Source organism: Aquiflexum balticum DSM 16537 (assembly GCF_900176595.1).
GTDB lineage: Bacteria > Bacteroidota > Bacteroidia > Cytophagales > Cyclobacteriaceae > Aquiflexum > Aquiflexum balticum.
The window spans coordinates 5,265,182-5,287,156 of sequence record NZ_LT838813.1; the positions used below are offsets into that span (position 1 = coordinate 5,265,182).

21 protein-coding genes are annotated in these 21,975 nt (G+C 40.6%); 8 read left to right on the forward strand and 13 right to left on the reverse strand.

What is annotated here, in order from left to right; genetic code table 11:
- Positions 1-293 precede the first annotated feature (293 nt).
- A complete protein-coding gene (locus tag B9A52_RS22265; protein ID WP_084123643.1) occupies positions 294-1,400 on the reverse strand; it encodes a Fic family protein in 1,107 nt (368 codons plus the stop codon).
- 243 nt (positions 1,401-1,643) lie between these two features.
- Between B9A52_RS22265 and B9A52_RS22270 the strand changes: the two genes are divergently transcribed.
- Complete coding sequence (locus B9A52_RS22270; RefSeq protein WP_084122807.1) at positions 1,644-2,783, forward strand: YncE family protein; 1,140 nt, start codon at positions 1,644-1,646, stop codon at positions 2,781-2,783.
- Between the two features lie 474 nt (positions 2,784-3,257).
- On the opposite strand, the gene B9A52_RS22275 is transcribed toward B9A52_RS22270, so the two are convergent.
- The 3 genes from B9A52_RS22275 to B9A52_RS22285 form a co-directional block, all read right to left on the reverse strand.
- Positions 3,258-5,900 (reverse strand): PVC-type heme-binding CxxCH protein, encoded by a 2,643-nt coding sequence (locus B9A52_RS22275; protein WP_084122808.1) that lies wholly within the window; start codon positions 5,898-5,900, stop codon positions 3,258-3,260.
- 100 nt (positions 5,901-6,000) lie between these two features.
- Entirely contained in the window at positions 6,001-6,900 is a 900-nt protein-coding gene (locus B9A52_RS22280; RefSeq protein WP_231955361.1) for a sugar phosphate isomerase/epimerase family protein, read from the reverse strand.
- Between the two features lie 170 nt (positions 6,901-7,070).
- Positions 7,071-7,649 (reverse strand): outer membrane beta-barrel protein, encoded by a 579-nt coding sequence (locus tag B9A52_RS22285; protein WP_084122809.1) that lies wholly within the window; start codon positions 7,647-7,649, stop codon positions 7,071-7,073.
- A 210-nt stretch (positions 7,650-7,859) separates the two neighbouring features.
- Between B9A52_RS22285 and msrB the strand changes: the two genes are divergently transcribed.
- Positions 7,860-8,963, forward strand: coding sequence for a peptide-methionine (R)-S-oxide reductase MsrB (msrB, locus tag B9A52_RS22290; protein ID WP_317045526.1), 1,104 nt, complete (start codon positions 7,860-7,862; stop codon positions 8,961-8,963).
- 290 nt (positions 8,964-9,253) lie between these two features.
- Positions 9,254-9,664: a hypothetical protein gene (locus B9A52_RS22295; RefSeq protein WP_084122810.1), complete on the forward strand. Its 411-nt coding sequence runs from the start codon at positions 9,254-9,256 to the stop codon at positions 9,662-9,664.
- A 26-nt stretch (positions 9,665-9,690) separates the two neighbouring features.
- On the opposite strand, the gene B9A52_RS22300 is transcribed toward B9A52_RS22295, so the two are convergent.
- The gene (locus B9A52_RS22300) at positions 9,691-10,113 is read right to left on the reverse strand and encodes a Dabb family protein (RefSeq protein WP_084122811.1); all 423 of its coding nucleotides are present in this window, start codon (positions 10,111-10,113) and stop codon (positions 9,691-9,693) included.
- A 151-nt stretch (positions 10,114-10,264) separates the two neighbouring features.
- On the opposite strand from B9A52_RS22300, the gene B9A52_RS22305 reads away from it, so the two are divergent.
- On the forward strand, positions 10,265-12,724 hold the full coding sequence (locus B9A52_RS22305) for a penicillin acylase family protein (protein WP_231955362.1): 2,460 nt from the start codon (positions 10,265-10,267) through the stop codon (positions 12,722-12,724).
- Positions 12,725-12,834: 110 nt separating this feature from the next.
- Here the strand turns inward: B9A52_RS22305 and B9A52_RS22310 are convergent, their stop codons facing one another.
- The 4 genes from B9A52_RS22310 to B9A52_RS22325 form a co-directional block, all read right to left on the reverse strand.
- Entirely contained in the window at positions 12,835-13,170 is a 336-nt protein-coding gene (locus tag B9A52_RS22310; RefSeq protein ID WP_084122812.1) for a rhodanese-like domain-containing protein, read from the reverse strand.
- Positions 13,171-13,247: 77 nt separating this feature from the next.
- Positions 13,248-13,499, reverse strand: a complete 252-nt coding sequence (locus tag B9A52_RS22315) for a hypothetical protein (protein WP_084122813.1) — start codon at positions 13,497-13,499, stop codon at positions 13,248-13,250.
- Positions 13,496-14,440, reverse strand: coding sequence for a sterol desaturase family protein (locus B9A52_RS22320; RefSeq protein WP_394334862.1), 945 nt, complete (start codon positions 14,438-14,440; stop codon positions 13,496-13,498). Before B9A52_RS22320 ends, B9A52_RS22315 begins: the two co-directional genes overlap by 4 nt.
- Before the next feature lie 81 nt (positions 14,441-14,521).
- Positions 14,522-15,958 (reverse strand): MBL fold metallo-hydrolase, encoded by a 1,437-nt coding sequence (locus tag B9A52_RS22325; RefSeq protein WP_084122814.1) that lies wholly within the window; start codon positions 15,956-15,958, stop codon positions 14,522-14,524.
- Positions 15,959-16,116: 158 nt separating this feature from the next.
- Between B9A52_RS22325 and B9A52_RS22330 the strand changes: the two genes are divergently transcribed.
- Together B9A52_RS22330 and B9A52_RS22335 are read left to right on the forward strand one after the other, a co-directional pair.
- The gene (locus B9A52_RS22330) at positions 16,117-16,719 is read left to right on the forward strand and encodes a class I SAM-dependent methyltransferase (protein ID WP_084122815.1); all 603 of its coding nucleotides are present in this window, start codon (positions 16,117-16,119) and stop codon (positions 16,717-16,719) included.
- An 89-nt stretch (positions 16,720-16,808) separates the two neighbouring features.
- The gene (locus B9A52_RS22335; RefSeq protein ID WP_084122816.1) at positions 16,809-17,612 is read left to right on the forward strand and encodes a universal stress protein; all 804 of its coding nucleotides are present in this window, start codon (positions 16,809-16,811) and stop codon (positions 17,610-17,612) included.
- A gap of 139 nt (positions 17,613-17,751) precedes the next feature.
- Here B9A52_RS22335 and B9A52_RS26615 read toward each other — a convergent pair whose 3' ends face one another.
- The 4 genes from B9A52_RS26615 to B9A52_RS22355 all read right to left on the reverse strand — a co-directional run bounded on the left by B9A52_RS26615 (position 17,752) and on the right by B9A52_RS22355 (position 20,393).
- Positions 17,752-18,048 carry a type II toxin-antitoxin system RelE/ParE family toxin gene (locus B9A52_RS26615; protein WP_084122817.1) on the reverse strand — a complete coding sequence of 99 codons (297 nt, stop codon included), beginning with the start codon at positions 18,046-18,048 and terminating at the stop codon, positions 17,752-17,754.
- A complete protein-coding gene (locus B9A52_RS22345) occupies positions 18,049-18,282 on the reverse strand; it encodes a hypothetical protein (protein ID WP_084122818.1) in 234 nt (77 codons plus the stop codon).
- 139 nt (positions 18,283-18,421) lie between these two features.
- On the reverse strand, positions 18,422-19,258 hold the full coding sequence (locus tag B9A52_RS22350; RefSeq protein WP_084122819.1) for an alpha/beta hydrolase: 837 nt from the start codon (positions 19,256-19,258) through the stop codon (positions 18,422-18,424).
- A gap of 295 nt (positions 19,259-19,553) precedes the next feature.
- The gene (locus B9A52_RS22355; protein WP_084122820.1) at positions 19,554-20,393 is read right to left on the reverse strand and encodes a 1,4-dihydroxy-2-naphthoyl-CoA synthase; all 840 of its coding nucleotides are present in this window, start codon (positions 20,391-20,393) and stop codon (positions 19,554-19,556) included.
- An 84-nt stretch (positions 20,394-20,477) separates the two neighbouring features.
- On the opposite strand from B9A52_RS22355, the gene B9A52_RS22360 reads away from it, so the two are divergent.
- Positions 20,478-21,551, forward strand: coding sequence for an AMP-binding protein (locus B9A52_RS22360; protein WP_084122821.1), 1,074 nt, complete (start codon positions 20,478-20,480; stop codon positions 21,549-21,551).
- Entirely contained in the window at positions 21,548-21,973 is a 426-nt protein-coding gene (locus tag B9A52_RS22365; protein ID WP_231955363.1) for a DUF2141 domain-containing protein, read from the forward strand. The genes B9A52_RS22360 and B9A52_RS22365 overlap by 4 nt, the downstream gene beginning before the upstream one ends.
- The last annotated feature ends 2 nt before the right edge of the window (positions 21,974-21,975 follow it).

Genomic DNA, 21,975 nt, shown 5'->3' on the forward strand with positions numbered 1-21,975 from the left:
GAATGTTTTTATACTAATTCTTCTTTTTAGGCACTTAATAGTCCACATCATTCTAACTTCCGTGTCAAATTGATACACAATTGGTCACTTTATTATATAAACCTAATAATTACTTAATCAACAAAAAATACCGTAAACAGGGTATTTTTTTTAATTTGGGAGGATGATGGGCTGTAAGGTGGGGGCTGAATTTAAATGACAGAAAAGCTGAGATTTATAACCGCCAAGGTCGCTAAAAAATCGCAAGGAAAAATACTCAGCGAACCCTTGCGTTTGCGGTTTAAATTTTTTTGTTATCCCAACTCAAAGTCGTTCAACTCATAGTTTGCGTTGCGTCCCTTTTCATTTACTTGCTTTAAGATGTCTTTTTCCATCAAGTCTTTGATGTCACGCAACGCGGTATCGGTTGAGACCTTGGTCATTTTCGCCCATTTTGAGGTTTGCAGTTTACCTTCGAAACCGTCAAAAAGTTTGTTGAGCATGAAGCGTTGACGTTCGTTTATGGGTGTATTTTCATGTAATTTCCAAAATCCGGATTTACGCAATATGCTTTGTGTGGTGTCTTCGGTGGCGAGCATCGCATTTTTCAGGCAATTCAAAAACCAGTCCAACCACTCGGTTATATCTTTTGAACTGTGTTGTACACTTTGTAATACTTTATAATAACGCTTGCGTTCTATTAATATTTGGCTGGACATACTGTAAAAACGATCTCCACTTCCTTCTGCCCGTGCAAGCAACATATCGGTGATGGCTCTTCCAATCCTGCCATTACCGTCATCAAAAGGGTGTATGATGATAAACCAAAAGTGAGCTATGGCTGCTTTTAAAACTGGGTCAAGCGTGCTATCGTTATTGAACCAATCCAAAAACCTGTCCATTTCTGCTTTTACCAAATCAGGTTTTACGGCTTCGTAGTGAACTTTCTCTTTGCCCATAGCACCAGAAACCACTTGCATTTCGCCTGTCCGGTATTTTCCCACTTCTATTGGGTAAGGTCCGCTGTACCCTGTTGGGAATAGCGCTGCATGCCAACCAAACAAGCGTTTTTCGGTTAAAGGTAAGTCGTACCTTTGGGTGGCGTCAAGCATCATTTCTACCACACCTTCTATATGTCGGCTACTTGGCACAAGTCCTGCAGTATTGATGCCCAAGCGTCTGGCTATTGATGAACGCACTTGGTCGTAATTGAGCAATTCACCTTCTATTTCAGATGATTTGACTACGTCTAAGGTTAGGGCAGTAAGCGTAGCTTCTTCCTTAGTAGAAAATCCAAGCGCATTCATCTGTCCGATGATTTTACCCTGCATTAAGCGAACTTCCCCGAACAAGGTGTTTATAGCTCTATCATCCCATGAAAAGTCCGTCCAGTTTTGATATTCGTAGATGTATTTTGCCATTGCTCTAATTGATCTGCGGTAAATATACAAATTATTCGCCGCATTTATGCGGTGATTATTTTCTTTTTTCACCGCTGTCATTTTAGAAAATCAGCTGTTTTTAACTGCCACGATCGCAAAGAAATCGCAAGGAAAAATACTTAGCGAAGCCTTTGCGTTTGCTATTTAATTTTTCATTTGATTCCGATTGTCTATCTTTATTTCATTGACTTACTCATCCCCTAGTTACAATAAGAAAAAACCATGAAACCCAAAAAAACCAATCCTATTGTCGTCGCTATCCTTTTAGCCTTAATCACAACTGCATGGATTCCCTATCCCATTGAAAATCCTGGTCCCGAAATCCAATCACCGGAGTCAGGAAGGTATCTGTATGTGGCAGTACCGGGAATCCGGAATTATTTGGGTTATGGCGGTCATGGCATCTTGGTGTTTGATATGGCCAATAACCATCAGTTTGTCAAAAGAATCCCGACCCAAGGTTACCTTCCCAACGGCAAACCTTCAAATGTCAAGGGGGTGGCCGTAAGCGTAGCGCTGAACAGCATTTTTGTCAGCACCCTCCATACCCTCCAACGCATCGACCTGACTTCGGAAAAGGTGATTTGGGAAAAGACTTATGAGGGCGGTGCTGACCGCATGGCGATTTCTCCTGACGGGAAAACCATGTATCTCCCATCCCTGGAAAAGAGCTTTTGGAATGTAGTGGATTGTGAATCGGGTGAAATCATCAAGAAAATTGAGGTACATCAGCGGGCACATAATACCCTCTATGGGCCTTCGGGAAAGCATGCCTACCTCGCCGATATAGCATCCCCCTATTTACATGTGACAGATACCAAAGACCATTCCATCATCAAAAAAGTGGGGCCCTTTAGCAATGGCATCCGGCCATTCACCATCAATAGTCAGGAGACTTTGGTTTTTGTCACTGTGGATGGTCTGTTGGGTTTTGAAGTGGGCGACCTGAATACAGGAGAAGTTCTTCAGAGTATTGTAGTGGAAGGTTGGGAAAAAGGCCCGGTACGGAGACATGGCAATCCCAGTCATGGCATCGGTCTTACCCCAAATGAAAAGGAATTATGGGTATGCGACGGCCACAATATGCGTATGCATGTGTTCAGTGCCACCCCACCTTATCAGCAGCTGACGACCATCCCACTTCAGGATATGCCCGGGTGGATTACTTTCAGCATGGACGGGAAATATGCTTATCCCTCCAGTGGGGAAGTAATCGATGTGGAAACCAGAAATATACTCCTCACCCTCAAGGATGAATTCAATAATTATGTGGCCAGTGAAAAAATGGTGGAGATTCATTTCATCAATCACCGGGTAAGCAAAGCCGGAGATCAGTTTGGGATAGGACGGGCTAATAAATGATCTAACCATAAGATGGGTAAACCCCTGCTGAGTGTAGTATAAGCCTTTCTTAACAACTGGGTTTGGTTTTAAACTACTCCCCACTATCACAGCCATCCTGAGTGACCAATATTTCTCATAATGTTCATAAAAGGTAATGACAACTTAGAATAGTCCCTATCAATAGGAATCAGCCTATTCATTAATAAAGGCAAAATTGTGTAATTACCCGACTGTCGTTAGTACATATTCCAGAGTGCCAGATTCGCCAAGGTATCGCAAAGAACAGATCCTTAGCACAGCTCTTGCTGGTTAATCTTATTTAGAATCCTGATAAGGGTAATTTATTTATCTGTGTGAATCAGCAAAATCAGCGTCATCAGCGTTCCATTAAAAAGGGATCATTTCTTAAAATACCCTCCTGTCCTTCCCATGTCAGCAATTTCCAAATAGAGGTAGAAGTTATACTCTTAAAATACTTTGCAAATTTATTGCTCAATCGAACCCTTCCAAATAAGCCAACAAATCTCTAAGATCCTGATCAGTAAGCCTTTCCTCAAGCCCATTGGGCATCAGAGATTCCTTGATCATTCCATAATCTGCTATATCTTCTTTTTGGACAGAAATAAGACCTTTTGCTTGGGTATAAAGCTTGATATCCTTGATGCCCACATCAATCTGCCTTCCCTGTTCCAATTTTCCGTTTTTTAATTTGATATACCAGCCCTGCCATTCAGGACTCATTTCAGCAGAGGGATACAATATGGATGCAATCAGATTATTCCGGTCTTTGGATTTTCCGACATTGCTCAGATCAGGGCCCAAGTCTCCGCCCCTTCCGTCCATGACATGGCAGGTCGAACAAAGGGAAGTATTGGAAAAAAACACCCTTCGGCCCCTTTCACTGTCCCCTGTTCCATCGAGTAAGCCATACCATAACTTCTCATCGCCAACCTCCGGCCTATTTGTCAATTCCTGATCTAGTCCCAGTTGTAGCTGCTGTTGAAATCCTTCTGAAGAATTCGAATTTTTGAGATGCTTTTCAAATGCCTTTCGGACATCAGGTTGGCTGATTTTAGCCCTTAGAAATCTTGCTGCTTCGATCCTTATGTTTTCATCCCCACTTTCCAATAATGGGACTATTTGATTCCAATCATCCAAAGGCTGTCTAGAAAGACCTGCCAGGGCATCTGACCGGACAGTCGCTGAATTTGATGCTTCGAGCGTCAATTCCAACAATTTGGCAGCAACTTCTTTGTCGGGAACATTCTGTAAAATCCTGATCGTTTCCAACCTCAAGGCGTCAGGAACACCTTCCTCCAAGAATGAAATGAGTAATTTTTTGTGTTCCTGAGGATTATCCAGAAACCTTAAAGCAAAAACCCGCATTTCTATTGGATTTTTATTATTCTGAACAATGTCAGATACAAAATTTTCCGGTAGTTCTCTTTTCAGTGCCTGGGACCTGGATTGAAGCCGGTTTTGAAATGCATTGACAAAATCCGGTTGAAGCAGTTTTACAGTTTCCAAATATGTTTCGAACAGGTCATTGGAAGGGGGACCTACCCTAAGGGCAATTCCAATCTCATCTTTCAACGTGACCATTTGAGAAGTTCCTATCCAGATCAAAGCCATTTTCCTGATTTGGGAATCAGGATCATTCAAAAACCCCTTGGCAAGCGCTTCCAGTTCTTTATCCCCTGATCTTTTGGCAGCAAGTATTGCGCCTAGCCTGATTTCAGCATCTTGGTCTTTCGCCAAGGCTTTTATTTCCTCTTTTTTCTTGGATAAAGCCATTATCCCCGCATGCCTTTCGTAAGGATCCTCGGATTGCAATAAGGATTTCAAATCCATGATTGTTGCAGTATCCAATGATTTCATCATCCTTTCCCAATTGTTAGGATCCGATGGATCCATCTTACTTTTTCTGGGGAATACTTTCTCATTGTCTTTTGAAGAGAGTTTCCAGATTTTGCCCCTGCCATGGTTGGGATAATATCGGATCACCCAATCCGTAAAATAGACCTCTCCTTTGCTGTTGACAGCAAAAGCTACAGGTCTAAAATCTTCTCCGCCTTCTACAATAACTTCCGAACTACCTGTTACCGAAAGGCCATTTTCCTGAAAGTTGATTCTGACAATAGTACTTTCTTCCCAGATGGTACAGAGCATTTGGTTATCATAATCTTGGGGAAAATTGGTCAAACTGGCATTGACCAATCCGGAGGGTGCCTCGCCCAAAGGCACTGCAAACGGCAGTGTACCCGGTAGTTCTCCGTTCCAAGCCAGATAGGGATGAATCCCACTTCCTCCAAAAAGTGATTGATATCCGAAATCGGATTTATCCACAGCATGGATAAGCCTGTTAGGACCCCTGCTGTCCGGGTCATTATCGGCTACCAACAACCGACCTTCATTATCAAACTTCAGGTCGAATGGGTTCCAATAGCCTGTACTAAAAATTTCCACTTCAGACCCATCCCATTTGGCCCTTATGACATTACCCCCATCACCATATCCTGAAACCTGACTGCCATCACTTCCTTCAAAATTCCAATATTCGCTTCCGGTATTACCCCTACCTAAGTACATATAGCCATCCTCGGAAAAAGTGATACTCAGCATGGCCGCGTGGGCATAGACGCTTTCAGGCTTTTTGAGTTCCATCAGCTTCTTTTTCTCTTCACAAACACCATCCCTATCGCGGTCATAAAATACCCAAACCTCCCTAGAGGTGACAAGATGTAAATGGCCTTCAGGGGAAAATGCCAAATTCATCCCTTCCTTGATCCCATCAGCAAAAACTGCGATTTTATCCAAATGACCATCTCCATTGGTATCTTCAAAAACCTTGATCAAATCCCCATCAGGTCCTTGATAATCCTTTGGAGGCAGATGGGTATGGGACTCCAGTACATATAGCCTGTCTTTGGCATCAATAGCTATCCCAATTGGAGTTACAATATCAGGCTCCTCCACTACCACAGAGAGGACCAATCTGTCATCCAAAAGACGTACACCCTCAGGTAATTCATTTTTGGATGATTCATTTTGCTGACAAGAGAAAGATAATGATGCTATCAGAAAAATCAGGAAATACGCAATTATAGATTGTGGCTTATTATAAATGGAATACATAAAATTGGTGTCAGAATAAATGTGATTTTTTTCTTGATTTGTCCAAAATCATAATAATTCCAAACCTTCCGGGGTTTTCCCGGAAGATTTGGAATTAAATTCACCTTTCATACTTTTTGAAAAGATCGTAGGCCCGGGTCAGGTCTTTCAGCAGCGTGTCTTCGTTTCTAGGTGGGGCCATCTCAATAAGCAGATAACCTTCATAGCCATAATCCAGCATTTTTTGGATCACAGCATCGTTTTGGGTTACCCCATCACCATAGTTGACTACTTTATGGATACCAAACCTTTCGGTGTCTTTCAGGTCAATATGCATGATTTTTGAATGGAATTTTTCCACGACGTCCAAAAGCTTGACATTGGAGCCATCAAAATGTCCATTGTCCATACACATCCCGACATGGGTAGAATCCACCTCATCAAAGATCCTTTCATAGTCTTCGATGAATTCAAGATTGTTGTTGGCATGATTTTCTACCATCACCAGCACATCCATCTCTTCCGCAGCAGGAGCAATTTCCTTGAGGCAGGCAATAACAGCATCCAATCCTCCGTCCTTACCTCTTCCGGCACCGGTAAACTTGACTCTTCTACAACCAAGCTCTTTGGCGGCATGCATGTTCCAAAGTTTATGTGTCACGTCTTTGATGATATTTCCTTCGGCACCAAAGCCTGAACCCTGAACACAAATCGGCTTAAGGTCCAGCTGTTGGCATCTTTCTTTGATACTGCGGATTCCGGCAGGGGTCAATGTTCTGGCATACCAGCAGTTGAATTCCACATTTTTGAAGGGGAGTTTGGGAAGTATTTCAAAGGCCTTTTCAAAATTATGGTCCCCAAAACCATCCATGGTAATGGTGGCAATGGCGAGTTCGACTTTTTGCGGGTTTTTGAAATCGAGGGTTTTGGAGGTTGCCAATAAATCCGGTATCACACTCAATCCTGCAATTCCCAAACCTGCTTTTTTCAGGAATTCTCTTCTGTTATTAGTATCATTCATCTGCTAGGAACTTGATTGAACATTAACTTAAAAATAAATAAAATAAAACAAGCCGAAAAAGCCTTTTATATTAAAATAAAAGAACTTTTTCGGCTCCTTAAAGTATCAAGTCAAGAACAAGAAAGACTAACCTGGGTAAAAGAGTTATTCAATTTAAACCAATGATCTAATCAAAACTTCAAAGAAAGCCCCAACATCAATTGTTGGAATCTTAAATCTCCATCACCGGTGAAGACATTGTCAATATCCACTTGCTGTCCGTTCAATACCCTTTCATAGCGGAGGTCTAGACCAAGGTTGCCCAAGTTCAATCCCACACCAAACTGGTAACCGGCATTGTATTTTTCATAATCAAAATCCCTCAGTTCGTCTTCGAGGTAATAGTGAAAGGAAGGACCTGCAAATACCGAAAGCAATGGTCCCAATAAGTTAATACCTACCAATAAGGGCGCATCCAATCTTTGGGTCGTCAATTGGACGGTATTGATTTCGGAATTCAGGTGAGTGTAATTTAATTCAGGCCTTAAATAAACAGGACCTGCGTTGATTTTGCCAAATACTCCCAAATGGTACCCGAGGTTATTTCGGGGGTCACCCCAAATCGCTTCGGCATCTTTGAAGTATTGGCCATTGGAATTATAATTCAGGCCTCCCTTGATTCCAAATCCGCCGCCTGTCTGTGCATTTCCCGACTGATAAAATGCCGTCAAAGCAAATAGAAATAAAATTGATTTCAGTGCTGTTTTCATAATTATGGGGTTTATAGTTGGTTTAAATTATTGCTTTACAAAACACATCGGTCTAAATTGTTGTTTATTAACGTAAGTTCTGTTTAAATAAGTATGCACCAATTCATTGATTGCCTTGTTTTAAAACAAGTCCTTTAACATGAATTAACAGTGAACCGCAAACTAAAATCATGCCTTAATAATTTACATGAATACAAACAGGTAAAAATTATGATGAAAAACGCCCGAAATTTATTATTACTGGTACTGGTACAGGTTTTTAGTCTAAGTATTGTGGGATGTTCCCAAGCCGAAAATGGAAAGGAAAAAGCCAAAACATCTTCCGAAGAGCAGCAATATTCCGGTCCAAGCCAATTGGCAACTTTTGCAGGAGGATGCTTTTGGTGTATAGAAGCGCCTTTTGAAGGCATTCCGGGAGTGATTTCGGTAGTATCCGGATATGCGGGTGGCAAGGAGAAAAACCCTTCCTACAATGATGTGGCCAGTGGAAAAACAAGTCACCGTGAATCCGTTCAGATAAAATTCAATCCTGATATCATCAGCTACAGTGAGCTTTTGGATATTTTTTGGCAGCAATTTGACCCCACTGATGAGGGCGGTTCTTTTTACGACCGTGGATTTCAATATACCTCAGCAGTCTTTTTCCATGATAAAGTTCAGGAAGAAACCGCAAAGGAATCCTTGAAAAAACTGGACAATTCAGGAATTTTTGACAAACCTATTGTCACGCCTATCCTCAAATTCAGTAATTTCTATGCGGCAGAAGATTACCATCAGGATTATTACAAGAAAAACCCAACTGAATATTACGCCTACAGAAGGGGTTCCGGCCGAGACGCATTTATAGCCAAACATTGGCCGGTAAGCCTTGAAAAAAAATACACCAAACCATCTGATGCGGAACTGAAGGACAGACTCAGTAAACTTCAATATGAGGTCACCATGCATGAAGCCACTGAGCGGGCTTTTTCTAATGAATATAATGGCAACAAAGAAGAGGGAATTTATGTCTGCATTGTCTCAGGAGCTCCTTTGTTCAGTTCTTCGGACAAATATGAATCCTATTCTGGCTGGCCAAGTTTCACCAAGCCATTGGATGCGCGGTTGATAGACAAACCTGTGGACCGTTCTTTGGGAATGATGCGTGTCGAGGTAAGGAGCAAATTGGGAGATTCCCATTTGGGGCATGTATTCAACGATGGCCCGGATCCGACCAACCTCAGATACTGTATGAATTCAGCAGCCATGAAGTTTATTTCTAAAAACGACATGGAAAAAGAAGGGTATGGAAAGTGGCTTTGGGCTGTGGATTGAAAAAAACTACTCCATGCAAAATCCAAAAGTTACTTTGGCGCATCATCAATTGCCGGTTACATCCGACTTCGTCCCGAATTTCAGGATTCCAACAGTATTGGATTACTGGCATAGAGGCGGATAACCATTATTTCTTTCCTCCCAAATCATTTGTAAGGTATCTTTAAAGAATTCGAGTTAATCTGTTGACTAACCGTTGTATATTTCAAACAATTGTTTCAAATTGTATGCGTAATTGTGTAAAACATTCATTTTGAAGTTTTCACTTTCCAATTTTTAACACATCAAATATGAACAAATACGTCAAAATCAGCATTTTCGCAGTTATTCTAATTCTCGCGGGAGTTTTCTATTGGAGATATTATTTTGTATTCAGCGAAGGCATCAAAGGTGGAAATCTCAACTATTTTGAGAAAAAAGGATATGTATTCAAAACCTGGGAAGGCCGGGTGGTACAGGAAGGTTTTCAGAGCCCCACCGCGGGTGCACTTCAGAGCAATGAATTCAGATTCAGCGTCAAAGGTGAAGATGTCATCAATCAGCTTGAGAGGGCAGGCGGTAAATTTGTTGAATTACGCTATAAAGAATACTTAAATCCACTTCCATGGAGAGGCGCCAGTGAGTTTGTGGTCCATGAAGTGATAGACGTCCGGGATCCGGGGGGCAGAAATACCAGTGACCTGCCGGTAAATGAAAATTAAAAAAATTAGGGATTGAATTTCAATCCCTAATTTTTTGTCCAATAATCCACCACCAATACTTTGTCCAAATGCGGGCCCAATACCGCGCCAAATGCCTTATGGTCTGGATGTGGCAAATAAACGGCACGGTCTTCTTCGGAGGCAAAGGTCAGGAAAAAGCAGTGTGTAAATCCCTGGTCCAATCCTTCCGGGCTATTGTTTATCCCCCATTCTATTGCTTGTATTTCTTTGATTTTTGAAGGTAAAGCCATAAATGCTTCCTCAACTTTTTTGATGTCTTCTGCACTGGCCTCGTCCTTAAATTTGAACAGGACCACATGTCTTAATACTTTATCCATATTGACGACTTTCTTTTCAATTATCTTTTCGACAACCTTTTCTTCTTTTTGAGGCGCCTGGCAGGCACTCAAAAGAATGACTGCAATAATAATTAACGGGATTTTATTCATGATTAGTCCTTTTGGTTTTATGTCCCAATTTCAAAAATTATTTTCAAGTGCTTTTACCGTTTGTCCAATATTTTTTCGTTTAGCCCGAATTTTTCCGAAATTATTTGCCTGCTTAAAAATAAGCGATCTACAATTTACATGTTTTGAAAAAATGATGATTTCCTGCCACTTTCCTCATTCAAGTTTACCATCGAAATTCCAAAAATCCATTTCATTTATTTTTGTTTTGATATCGTTTGTTGCCTGCGACAACAAAACAAATAAATTAATTCTCAATGGTATTCAAGAAAAGGTAGAAGTCATCCGGGACAAAAATGGGATAAACCATATATATGCGAAAAATGAACAAGATCTTTTTTTCAGTCAAGGTTATCTTGCTGCAAAGGACCGGCTGTTTCAATTTGAAATTTGGAGAAGACAGGCCACGGGAACTTTGGCGGAAATACTTGGTGAAAGGGAATTGGAAAGGGACAAAGGCGTTCGCCTATTTAAATTCAGAGGTGAAAAATCGGCCGAACTCAAGCATTACCATCCCCGTGGTGAAATTATTGTAGATGCATTTGTAGCTGGTGTCAATACTTATATCAAAGAAGTGCGTGACAATCCTGAATTATTGCCGATTGAATTTGAACTTTTGGATATCCTTCCCGGCTATTGGACTTGGGAGGTAGTGATATCGAGACACCAAGGTCTTTTGGAAAACGTAAGAGATGAACTTACATATAGTCGCGTAATTAGCCTCATTGGACCTGAAAAAGCGCACGAAATCTACTATTTCCATCCCAATAGACCGATTTTGGATATTCATCCATCCATTCCCAAAGAATTGCTTTTCAAGGATATTCTTGCCCCCTACAATGCTTTCCGAAAAGGAGTTACTTTTTACCCGGAAGATATCAAAACAGAGGCAAGAAATAATACCATCTCTTTTTTGGCTCAATCGCATGAATATGAAAAAGAGCTTGAAGAAACTCTGGAAACTGAGAAGTTTTCAATTGGCAGTAACAATTGGGTTGTAAGCGGGAGTTTGACCGAAAGTGGATTTCCGATAATGGCCAATGATCCCCATAGGTTAATCGCAGTACCTTCTCTACGCTATTGGGTGCATCTCCATGCCCCGGGTTGGGATGTTGTCGGAGGCGGGGAACCCACCATCCCCGGAGTATCCATAGGTCACAATCAATATGGGGCATGGGGACTGACAATTTTTGAGACGGACAACGAGGATTTGCGTATTTACGATATTCACCCCGAGGATTCCCAAAAATATTTCCATAAAGGCCAATGGTTGGATATGAGCATAATCACTGATACCATTAGGGTAAAGGGGAAACCTGATGTCCTAGTTGACTATTTTTATACCATTCATGGTCCGGTTACTTTTGTGGATGAAAAACTCCATAAAGCTGTGGCAGTCGAATGTGCTTGGTTGGAGACAGGAGGGGCACCCTATTTGGCAAGTCTACGCATGGATGTCTCCAAAACTTGGGAAGAGTTCAGAGATGCCTGCACCTATAACCATATTCCAGCTGAAAACATGGTTTGGGCAGATAAGGAAGGAAATATAGGTTGGCAGGCTACGGGCATAGTTCCTGTCCGAAATGGTTTTTCAGGTTTGGTAGCCACCTTGGGAGACGGCAGTATGGAATGGGATGGCTATTTACCCATTGAAAAAAGGCCCAATGTCACCAATCCCAAAGAGGGATTTTTTGCCAGTGCCAATCAAAATATAGCCCCGGCAGACTACCCATTCAAAAATGCATTGGGCTATGAATGGGCAGATGCATTTAGAGGCGATCGGGTAAAAGAAGTTTTGAGTCAGGGCAGAAAATTCACTGTGGAAGAAATGGGGAAATTACAAAACGATTATTTATCCTTACCTGCAAGGACATTGGTGCCTTACCTGAAGGATTTGACTTTTGAAAATCCTTCAAGCGCCTCTGCAAAAAAGCTGCTGGAAGATTGGGATTATGTCTTGGATAAGAATTCCATAGCAGCCGGAATTTATGTAATGTGGGAAAGAAAAATCAGGGATAATATCAAAAAAATTGTTGTCCCAAAAGAGGTGCAGTCGCTGTTTGGAAGTGTTCAATTGACCAAAGTATTGTCATGGATGGAAGAGCCCTCCCAAATCTTCGAAGGTAAATCTGAGTTGGAAAGAGATAAATTTTTAAAAGAAAGCTTTGAAATGGCTCTTTTGGAACTTGAAGAAAAATTAGGGTCAAACAGGGAGAATTGGACCTATGGTCAGTCCGATTATAAACATGCCTTGATCTCTCATCCATTAAGTTTGGCCTTATCAGAAGAATGGAACCAAAAATTAAATTTCGGCCCGGTTCCAAGAGGGGGGTACAGTTTTACTCCGGGAGCAAATGCCTATGGAGATAACAATACCTCCGGAGCATCTTTTCGGATTGTGGTTGATGTCGGGAACTGGGAAAGCGCCATTGGCATCAATACCCCCGGACAATCCGGTAATCCGGATAGCCCTTTTTATGGGAATTTATTTTCGACCTGGGCCGATGATGGTTTTTTTTCAGTCCCTTACCAATATGAAAATGTAAAAAAAGAAATGGCAGAAAAAACAATTTTTCACCCATCAGAAAATTAACAATAGCAGCCTTTAGCATTGGGAGAAGGTTTTTGTGGGACCGTAAAAAAAATCCATCGCACAGTTTCGACTGCCGATGGACTTTTTCACCATTCAACCCAATTAATCCATTAAACCACCTCATAAGGCCAACGAATGATTCCGCCTGCCATGTTAAAGGTGTTTTCAAAGCCCATTTCACTCATGATTTCACAAGCTTGGCCACTTCTGTTGCCACTCCTGCAATAGATATAATATTTTTTATCTTTTGGTAAGTTCTGCACCTGAGCCATGAAATTCGGACTCATGATATCGATGTTTCTAGCTCCTTTAATTTTTCCGGATTGAAATTCACCTGCAGTTCTTACATCAAGAATTACAGCATCTTTGTCTGTCATACCCTTATTGAATTCCTCACAATAAAGATCTGTATAGTTTTTTGGTTTGCTTCTAAAGAAATCGAACATAGTATTATTCTTTTTTAATACTACAAAGTTACTATGCTCAAGATTCAATAATCGTAACCAATATCACATATACATTTTCACATTTTAGGGGTGTTTTCTACCGGTTTTGGCAATTTCCCGCTGAGCTTAAGAATCGTCAACCTGATCAGTAAAGCCCATGGAATGCCATGAAAAACAAAATCCAGCCAATCCATCAGCGCCATACCTTTCGCCCCACCTGCAATCCATTTGATTTTACCCCAAATATGCGGCTCCGGCACAAATGGCGCCAATCCAAGAGTCAGGATGAGAAGGATGACAAATCTCCAATTATTGATTGTTTCTTTCATTTTACACTTTTTACGGTTGATTTCACCAAGTTTGGCTGGCCTCTTTTGTTGGTTTTTTCCGGCGAATGTTTGTGAAATGGATATGTTATCTGAGATAAAAAGGTTTTGGGAAAATCCTCCATCCCATCAAATCCCAATGGCTCATCTTTTCCTTCATGGGGAATATAATCTGTATTGAAAATATAATCCCAAAGGCTCAGCGTGATACCATAATTCACACCATACTTTCTGTCTTTTGGAAGTGTCTTAGCATGGTGCCAAAGGTGCATGACCGGATTGTTCAGGATATATTTCAATGGGCCATAAGTGATTCTCAGATTTGCATGATTGAGATGTCCTATGGCTGTGGTGAAAATATGCATGATAAAAAAATCTTCCAATCCAAACCCGATCATGGCCAAAGGAATATATTGGACTGACTTATAAATTATGGTCTCCATCCAGTGAAATCTCAGATGCGCCGCAAAACCCATCTCTTCGACCGAATGGTGAACCTTATGAAATTCCCAAAGCAAGGGTACTCTGTGAAGCATCCTATGGACATTCCATTGGATAAAATCAGCCAATAAAAACATCAGCAGAAATTGTGTCCACCTAGGCCAGGTGTCAATATGAATGGCCACCGTATTTTCAATCCCAAACCAACCCAGAAAATCATTAAATGCCTCTACAGCTACATTGGAAATAGCATTGTAGGCTATCAGTGAAAATAAAAAGTAATTGAAAAACATATAGAATCCATCCAACCAGAAGTCCTTTCTGAAGATAGCCTGCTTTTCCCGCCAAGGAAGAAATATTTCCAATAACCATACCCCTACCGAAAGCCCAAGCAACCACCAAAAATAATTATGCCAGGAAGGATAAAACATTTCGCTGACCAAGTAGTCCCAGTAACCGTAATAAGAATCCCCTATTATTTTGATATATTTTTCTATATCCATCGCTTCAATTTATTGAATTTAAAGAAAAAGGCAATCCACTTGGACGCCTTTTTCGATACTCCCATAAACCACAACTAATAATCATTTGTTATAATCCTTGATCGCTGCACTCATATCAAGAACTTTAACATTTTTTAATCCATTTTGTATAATACTGCTTCCAGCAGCTGAACGATATCCTGTCCCGCAATGCACCACTACAGGTTTATCTGTCGGTATTTCATCTAATCGATCCATTAACTCGGGCAAGGGTATATTGATGGCATTTTCAAATACTTTACCCTTGGCAACTTCACCGGAATTTCTGATGTCTATGATTGTAAAAGCATCTCTATTGAAATCAAAGGCCGCTTGGTCGAAGATATCCATAGACTCCCCGTCCTTTTCGTCATAGACAAATGCCCCTTTGATAAACGGTTCATACCCGATTTTGGTAGTTTTTGAAATCAGTTCTTCCAAACTTTCTTTGCTTTCAGCAACCAAATAATAATCAGAGCCCGGAGGAATCAGACTTCCCAACCAAGTTTCAAATTTGGCACCGTTCATGATATTGACAGCCCCTTCAATATGTGACTTTTTAAATTCCCCTTGATTTCTGCCGTCAATTACAACCACTTCCCTATCGGTCGTTTTATTTTTTCCCAATCTTGCTACCTCATCTTTTGAAGCTTGATATTGAGGTGCACCACTTTTGTTCAATTCCACATTGTAGGGAAAATACTTTGGAATAAAGGGTTGGTCCTGAAGTAATAATTCAACAAACGCATCCTCAGTCATATCCTGCAGGGCGTAGTTTGTCAGTTTTTCCATACCTATGGTACTGCTTGGGGCATCACTGATTGCTTTTCCACAAAGAGACCCGGCCCCATGGGCAGGATATACAGCGACATCATCATCCAAAAGCATCAGTTTCTCTCTTGTACTGGCATACATCATTTTTGCCAATTCAATTCTGGTGGCCATTATATTCCCGACCGATTCTCTCAAATCAGGCCTTCCCACATCCCCAATAAACAGGGTATCACCCGTAAATACGGCGACATCTTTCCCGTTTTCCTCGACTATAATAGATATGCCATCGGGAGAATGTCCGGGTGTATTGATTGCCTTTAATCTTACATTTTTGGAAAGTTTGATGATATCTCCTTCATCGAAAGCTTTATGGGGATAATCCGCTCCGGCCAACTTACTGATGTAAACTGTTGCCCCGGTAGTGTTATGTATTTCAAGATGGGAACTAACAAAATCAGCATGCGGATGAGTTTCAATCACTCCTACTATTTTGGCTCCATTGGCATCTGCATGGTCATAATATTGCTGGGGATTTCTGCCAGGGTCTACCAAGATCATTTCTTTGCCTACCTGTATGGCGTAACTGAAATGGGCCAAACCGTCATCTTCAAACTGCATAATGGAAACTTCCTTCAATTCAGCAGGCTTTATCAACTGCTCAAACTGAAATCCATGCGCCAGCGTGAAAATCCCTATTGCCAATATGCTGAGAAATAATTTTTTCATTTGCGGTTTTTTATACCTAAAACCAAAATTAGTCAAACAAACCACCCAAAAATGTGACGGATGTTACATTAGAAAATGATTTTAATCTTCTAAGTGTCATTTATTACAAAATATCCAATGAAATTCTTTCAAATTTGAGTATTAATAAAAACTGAAAAATGAGCAATTTTTGGGATCAGAAATTTTCTTTAACCCCAAACCTTTACGGGGAAAAACCAAATCAATTCCTTGAAAGGGACTTGAAGAAACTTCCTCCGGGAAAAATCCTCCTGCCCGGTGAAGGAGAAGGAAGAAATGCACTTTATGCTGCTGCTTCTCAATGGGAAGTCACAGCCATTGACCAAAGCCCCATCGCTAAAAAGCACACCTTAAAAAAGGCCCATGATCTTGGATTGGATATGGATTATCATGTGACTGATATCAGAGATTTCCACTTTGCGCCGGAAACGTATGATGTGGTGGCTTTGATCTATTTTCACCTCCCGGAAAATATGCAGACCGAAATACACAAAAAAACGGTTGATGCTTTAAAAAAGGGTGGGAGTATTTTCATTGAAGGCTTTGGAAAAGACCAATTAAACTACCATTCAGGCGGACCAAAAGACTTACAGATGCTTTATAATTTGGATGACCTGAAAGCTTCCTTTCCTGGAATAAGCTGGGAGGAGGAATTCGATGGGATTTTGGATCTTGATGAAGGTGTAGGTCATAAAGGTGCAGCTCATGTGATAAGGCTAAAAGGAACAAAAAACAGTGGATAAGCTGATTTAAATCAGGTTATATTTTTCTATATTGACTTAAATTGTGTTTTGAATGAAATCAACCAGATAAATCCTAAATAATCCCAAATATGAAAATTCTCGTTCCCACAGATTTCTCAGATAATGCCAACAACGCACTGGAATTCGCCAAAAAAATAGCCCACGAAGAGAAGTCCATTATCACATTGTTTTTCGCATTTTATGCTGTTTATGATTTTGCCTCGCAGGCCACTGAAATAATTGGTCAGATCGAACAGGATGCCAAAAGAGAGTTGAAAAAAGCCGTAGAACAAGGTAGAAAAGAAGGACTGAATTTTGATTACAGAATTGTACAGGGGAGTGTAGCCACTGCTGTAACCACGATTGCATACCGTGACGACTACGACCTGATAGTAATGGGAACACAGGGAGCGAGTGGAATCAAAAAAGCACTGATAGGGTCCAACACCGGTCATGTTGTCAAGGAATCAAAGGTCCCGGTGTTGGCTATTCCTTTTGGTTCAGAATGGTCCAGGGAAAATAAAATATCCGTTGCCCTCGAACTTCATAAAGAAGATGAAAAATATTTCAAGAAGCTTTTTAAACTAACCCAACATATGAAATTGCCCTATGAGTTTTTTCACATAAAATCAGAGACCAACTTCGAAAAAGAAATTGAGTTCAAAGGCCTGGAAGTTTACCTGAAAGAAAAAAACCCTGATTTGGAAATAAAATTCACCCTAATAGATTCTTCAGATGTCTCAAAGGGTTTCTCCCATTATTTGGATAATAATCCCAACACGATGCTTGTCATGTTCCACAAAAACAAGTCTTTCTTTGAATACCTATTCAATAAAAGTACCAGCGTAGAAATGGCATTTCACACCCATGTTCCTTTGTTGGTGATCAATTGATTGATTTTAGATTGTAGATTGTAGATTGGATGATAATAAATTAATGGTCATAACAAGTAATAAAAATTACTCTTCTTTCTATCAAATGAAATCCTGGTTAAAAGATTGAGTTAATAACTCTGAGTAGTTTAAGTGATACTTATATTTTAAAATCCTTTGGGTCTTTGCGGTTCGGTCTAAAGCTCACCACCTCAATATAGTCTTCCTTTATTCGGTAATAAATACTCGTCTGTTTACTGAAGACACACTTCCTCAAGCCATTACGCCTTTTGGATACACGATACATGTGGGGCATATTTGAAATTTGGTCCAGAGTATTTTCAATTTTATCATAGATTTCCTTTGCTTTTTTCTGCCCAAAGTTTCGCACAATATATTCTAACAATTCTATCTGTTCATGCCTGGCACGAAGAGAATAACGGACCTCCAAAGCCACCTAAAAATTAAATCGATTTTTGATTTCCTCACGAACTGAATCTCTTGAAATGTACTGTCCCTTATCCAGCTGTTCCAATCCCTCATCGATAGCTGCCTGATCTTCGGTATTTAATTCATCCCAAAAATCCGATTCATCTTCAATGTTCAAAAGTGTTTTGACAGCATTCAAAACACGTTCATCATTGCTGTTGATGATTTCAGATATTATCTTGTATTTTAACGCAATATCCATTTGATAGTAATTTATCTGTCCAATAAAGTTAACATATTTTATTTTTAGTTTCGTTTCCTCCCCTTGATTGAAATAATCCTTCTATATTATAATCGCCTCGAAAATCAGAAAACCTAAAATTCAAGTTCTGAAATGAAACCTAAATTCTCTCTGTTAACCATTTCAAAATATCCTCCATAATCTCCTCCTTTTCATATTCATTGATCAGTTCATGATAGAGGTCGGGATATCTACGATAGGTTGCATCTTTGGAAGCAATATTCTTTATAAATTCCTCAGTTCCTTTTGGGTTGGTCAGTTGGTCGCCTGTACCGTGCATCATCAATACCGGATATTGAAATTCACTTGACTTTGATTCAATTTCTCTCATCATTCTCAATAATTCATACCCTGTCCTGGCAGGTATCGCTTCGCTGTAAACCAAGGGATCCTCATTGTATTTTTTTACTTCCAATGGATCATGGGAAATCATTGAACTGTCCAATTGAAGGACTTTCAATTTTGGCGCTATTTTACTGACAATGGAAGATAATGCGATCAATCCTTTCGAGACATTGTCAGCCGGCTTTAAGGCCGCAGCACTCAAAATAATTCCATCTGCCTGAGGCTTATATTTAAGTGCATAAGCAGCCACCAGTCCCCCACCCATACTGTGTCCGAAAATAAAAGCAGGGGTATTGGGGACAAAATTTTTCACCTTTCCAAAAAGGGCATCAATATCCTTTAGGTAATCCTCATAAGAGGAAAAATAAGCAGTTGGTTTTGGCAGAGATGATTTGCCATGCCCCCTTCCGTCAAAGGTAAATACCGCAATATTCCTTTCAACCAATTTTTTGGCAAAATGGGCATATCGACTGCTGTGTTCACCCAATCCGTGTACGATCAATATTGCCGCGTCGGATTTCTCGGGCATCCAAGCCTGCAAATAAAGCTTGATTCCATCATGGCTTGTGTAGGAAGTTTCCAGGTGTTTCATTGGTTTGAATTTTGGTGTCAATATGGTTTACTGCTGTTTTGTTTTATTTGTGGGACAACTTTTCAATGTAAGATGACCGATGTCCGATGACCGATGTTGTCCGATGTCCGATGACCGATGTCAGATGTCAGATGTCAGATGACCGATGACCGATGTTGGAGATGCCCTGTGAACATTGTTGTGCCGCGTTGTAATGATTATTTATTAGACATTTTACAAATTAAGTCAAGACCTGAAAGTACTTGATTTCTAGATTTTCATGTTGAAGGGGATGTTCAAACCAACTTGAATTAAATTATGGTATCCACTTGATATCCTTGAAGTTAGGTTTTCTCTTCTCAAGGAAAGCATTCCTACCTTCTTTGGCCTCTTCTGTCATGTATGCCAATCGCGTAGCTTCCCCTGCAAAGACCTGCTGACCTACCATGCCATCATCAGTCAGGTTCATGGCGAACTTCAGCATTTTGATGGAAGTCGGGGATTTTGCCAGGATTTCCTGCGCCCATTGATAGGCAGTATCTTCAAGTTCGGCATGGGGGATCACCGCATTGACCATACCCATGTCGGCAGCTTCCTGTGCTGAATAATTTCTTCCCAAGAAGAAAATCTCTCTGGCCTTTTTCTGACCAACCATCTTGGCCAAATAAGCCGATCCATATCCCCCATCAAAGCTCGTCACATCCGCATCCGTCTGTTTGAATATCGCGTGTTCTTTACTTGCCAATGTCAAATCACAGACCACATGCAAGCTATGCCCCCCGCCTACTGCCCAACCCGGCACCACTGCGATGACTACTTTGGGCATAAACCGAATCAGCCTTTGGACTTCAAGGATATTCAACCGATGCATGCCATCTTCTCCCACATATCCCTGATGCCCCCGCGCCTTTTGGTCACCTCCTGAACAAAAAGAATACACCCCATCTTTTGGAGATGGACCCTCAGCGGATAGCAAAATCACACCTATGGAAGTATCCTCCTGCGCATCATAAAAAGCATCATACAATTCGCTCGTGGTTCGGGGTCGGAAGGCATTGCGCACCTCAGGCCGATTGAAAGCTATCCTTGCAACGCCATCACATTTTTTATAGGTTATATCCTGATATTCTTTGGCGGTTTTCCAGTTTATTGTCATGATAATATTTTGTTTAAATTTTACCCGCAAGATAACAGGCTTATGGGAAATTTGTTGAATTTTGGAGTAAGGTCTTAAAAAGCCATGGGAAAAATCATTTTAGAAAATAAGGAATACACTTTTGACCAAATCAAAAACGGACAATGGAATGAAGATGATCCCTATATAATTCAGGCATTCTCATTCTGTCAACAATGGCTAAATGGTATTAAAGACTTCGAATTAAAAACTTCAGGTTCCACAGGAAAACCAAAAATAAATCATGTCAGTCGCAATCAAATGGAGATTTCTGCTGCTGCAACCAAAGCCTATTTCAAAATTGACTGCAGGTCAACTTTACTTTGCTGCCTTAATACTGATATGATTGGTGGCAAAATGATGCTAGTCCGGGCTATGGAATGGAATGCTGATTTGGTTTTGGTCAGACCAAAAGAGAATCCTTTGGAAGGGCTGTGGTTTGAATCCCGCATTGATTTTGCTGCTATGGTACCCTTACAGGTTCAGGCCTGCTTGTCAGATGTAGAAACTACAATGAAATTAAAAAACATAGGGACTTTGATTATTGGCGGAGCGCCAAGTTCGGGATCTTTGAAAGAAAAAATCGTTGAAGAAGATATCCACGCTTATCAGACTTTTGGAATGACAGAAACGGTATCCCATATTGCCCTTGCCCCTATTACAAAAGGTGAATTGGTATTTGATACCCTTCCGGGTGTCAGCATAGGCACTGATGAGGATGGGCGTCTATGGATTTCAGCAGCTATGGCTTCAGAAGAAAAACTCCAAACAAATGACCTTGTTGAATTGTTGAACAGTAGTCAATTCAAATGGCTGGGCAGGGCTGACTTTACCATCAATTCAGGAGGAATAAAAATTCAACCTGAGGTATTGGAACCACAATTGTCACCATTTATTTTAAATCATTTCGGAGATGTTCCTTTTTTCGTTTTTGGAAAACATGATGAAAAGTTGGGCCAAAAATTGCTGCTCCTCCTTGAGAGTGAAATTATTGAAGCATCTAAAATTAAAACCTTTCAAGATGACCTAAGAGCAAGTCTAATAAATTACCTTGTACCCAAAGAGGTTTTGGTACTTGACAAATTTGTAAGAACTGAGTCCGGAAAAATAAACCGATTAGAAACCATTAAATTATTATGATGAAATTACTTTTGATACTTTCTTTGATTGTGGGAACGATGTTATTTGAACAAGATTCAAATTCACTTACGCTGACAGTGACCAACGTGAAAAATGAACAGGGGGTGGTCAGGGTTTTGCTTTTCAAAGGGGAATCCGGCTTTCCGGACGATCCTGACAAGGCATTCAAAAGTGCGTCTGTTAAAATTTCAGGAAACAAGGCCATCACCGTTTTTGATAATATTCCGGAAGGCACTTATGCGCTTTCTGTATTTCACGACAGTCAAAATACAGGGAAATTGAGAACCAATGCTTTTGGGATTCCAAGAGATGGTTATGGCTTTTCAAATGACGCCATGGGAACTTTTGGACCCCCTTCTTTCGACAAAGCAGCATTTAAAGTTACCGCAGGTAAAAATAATGTGAGCATCAATCTAAGATGATT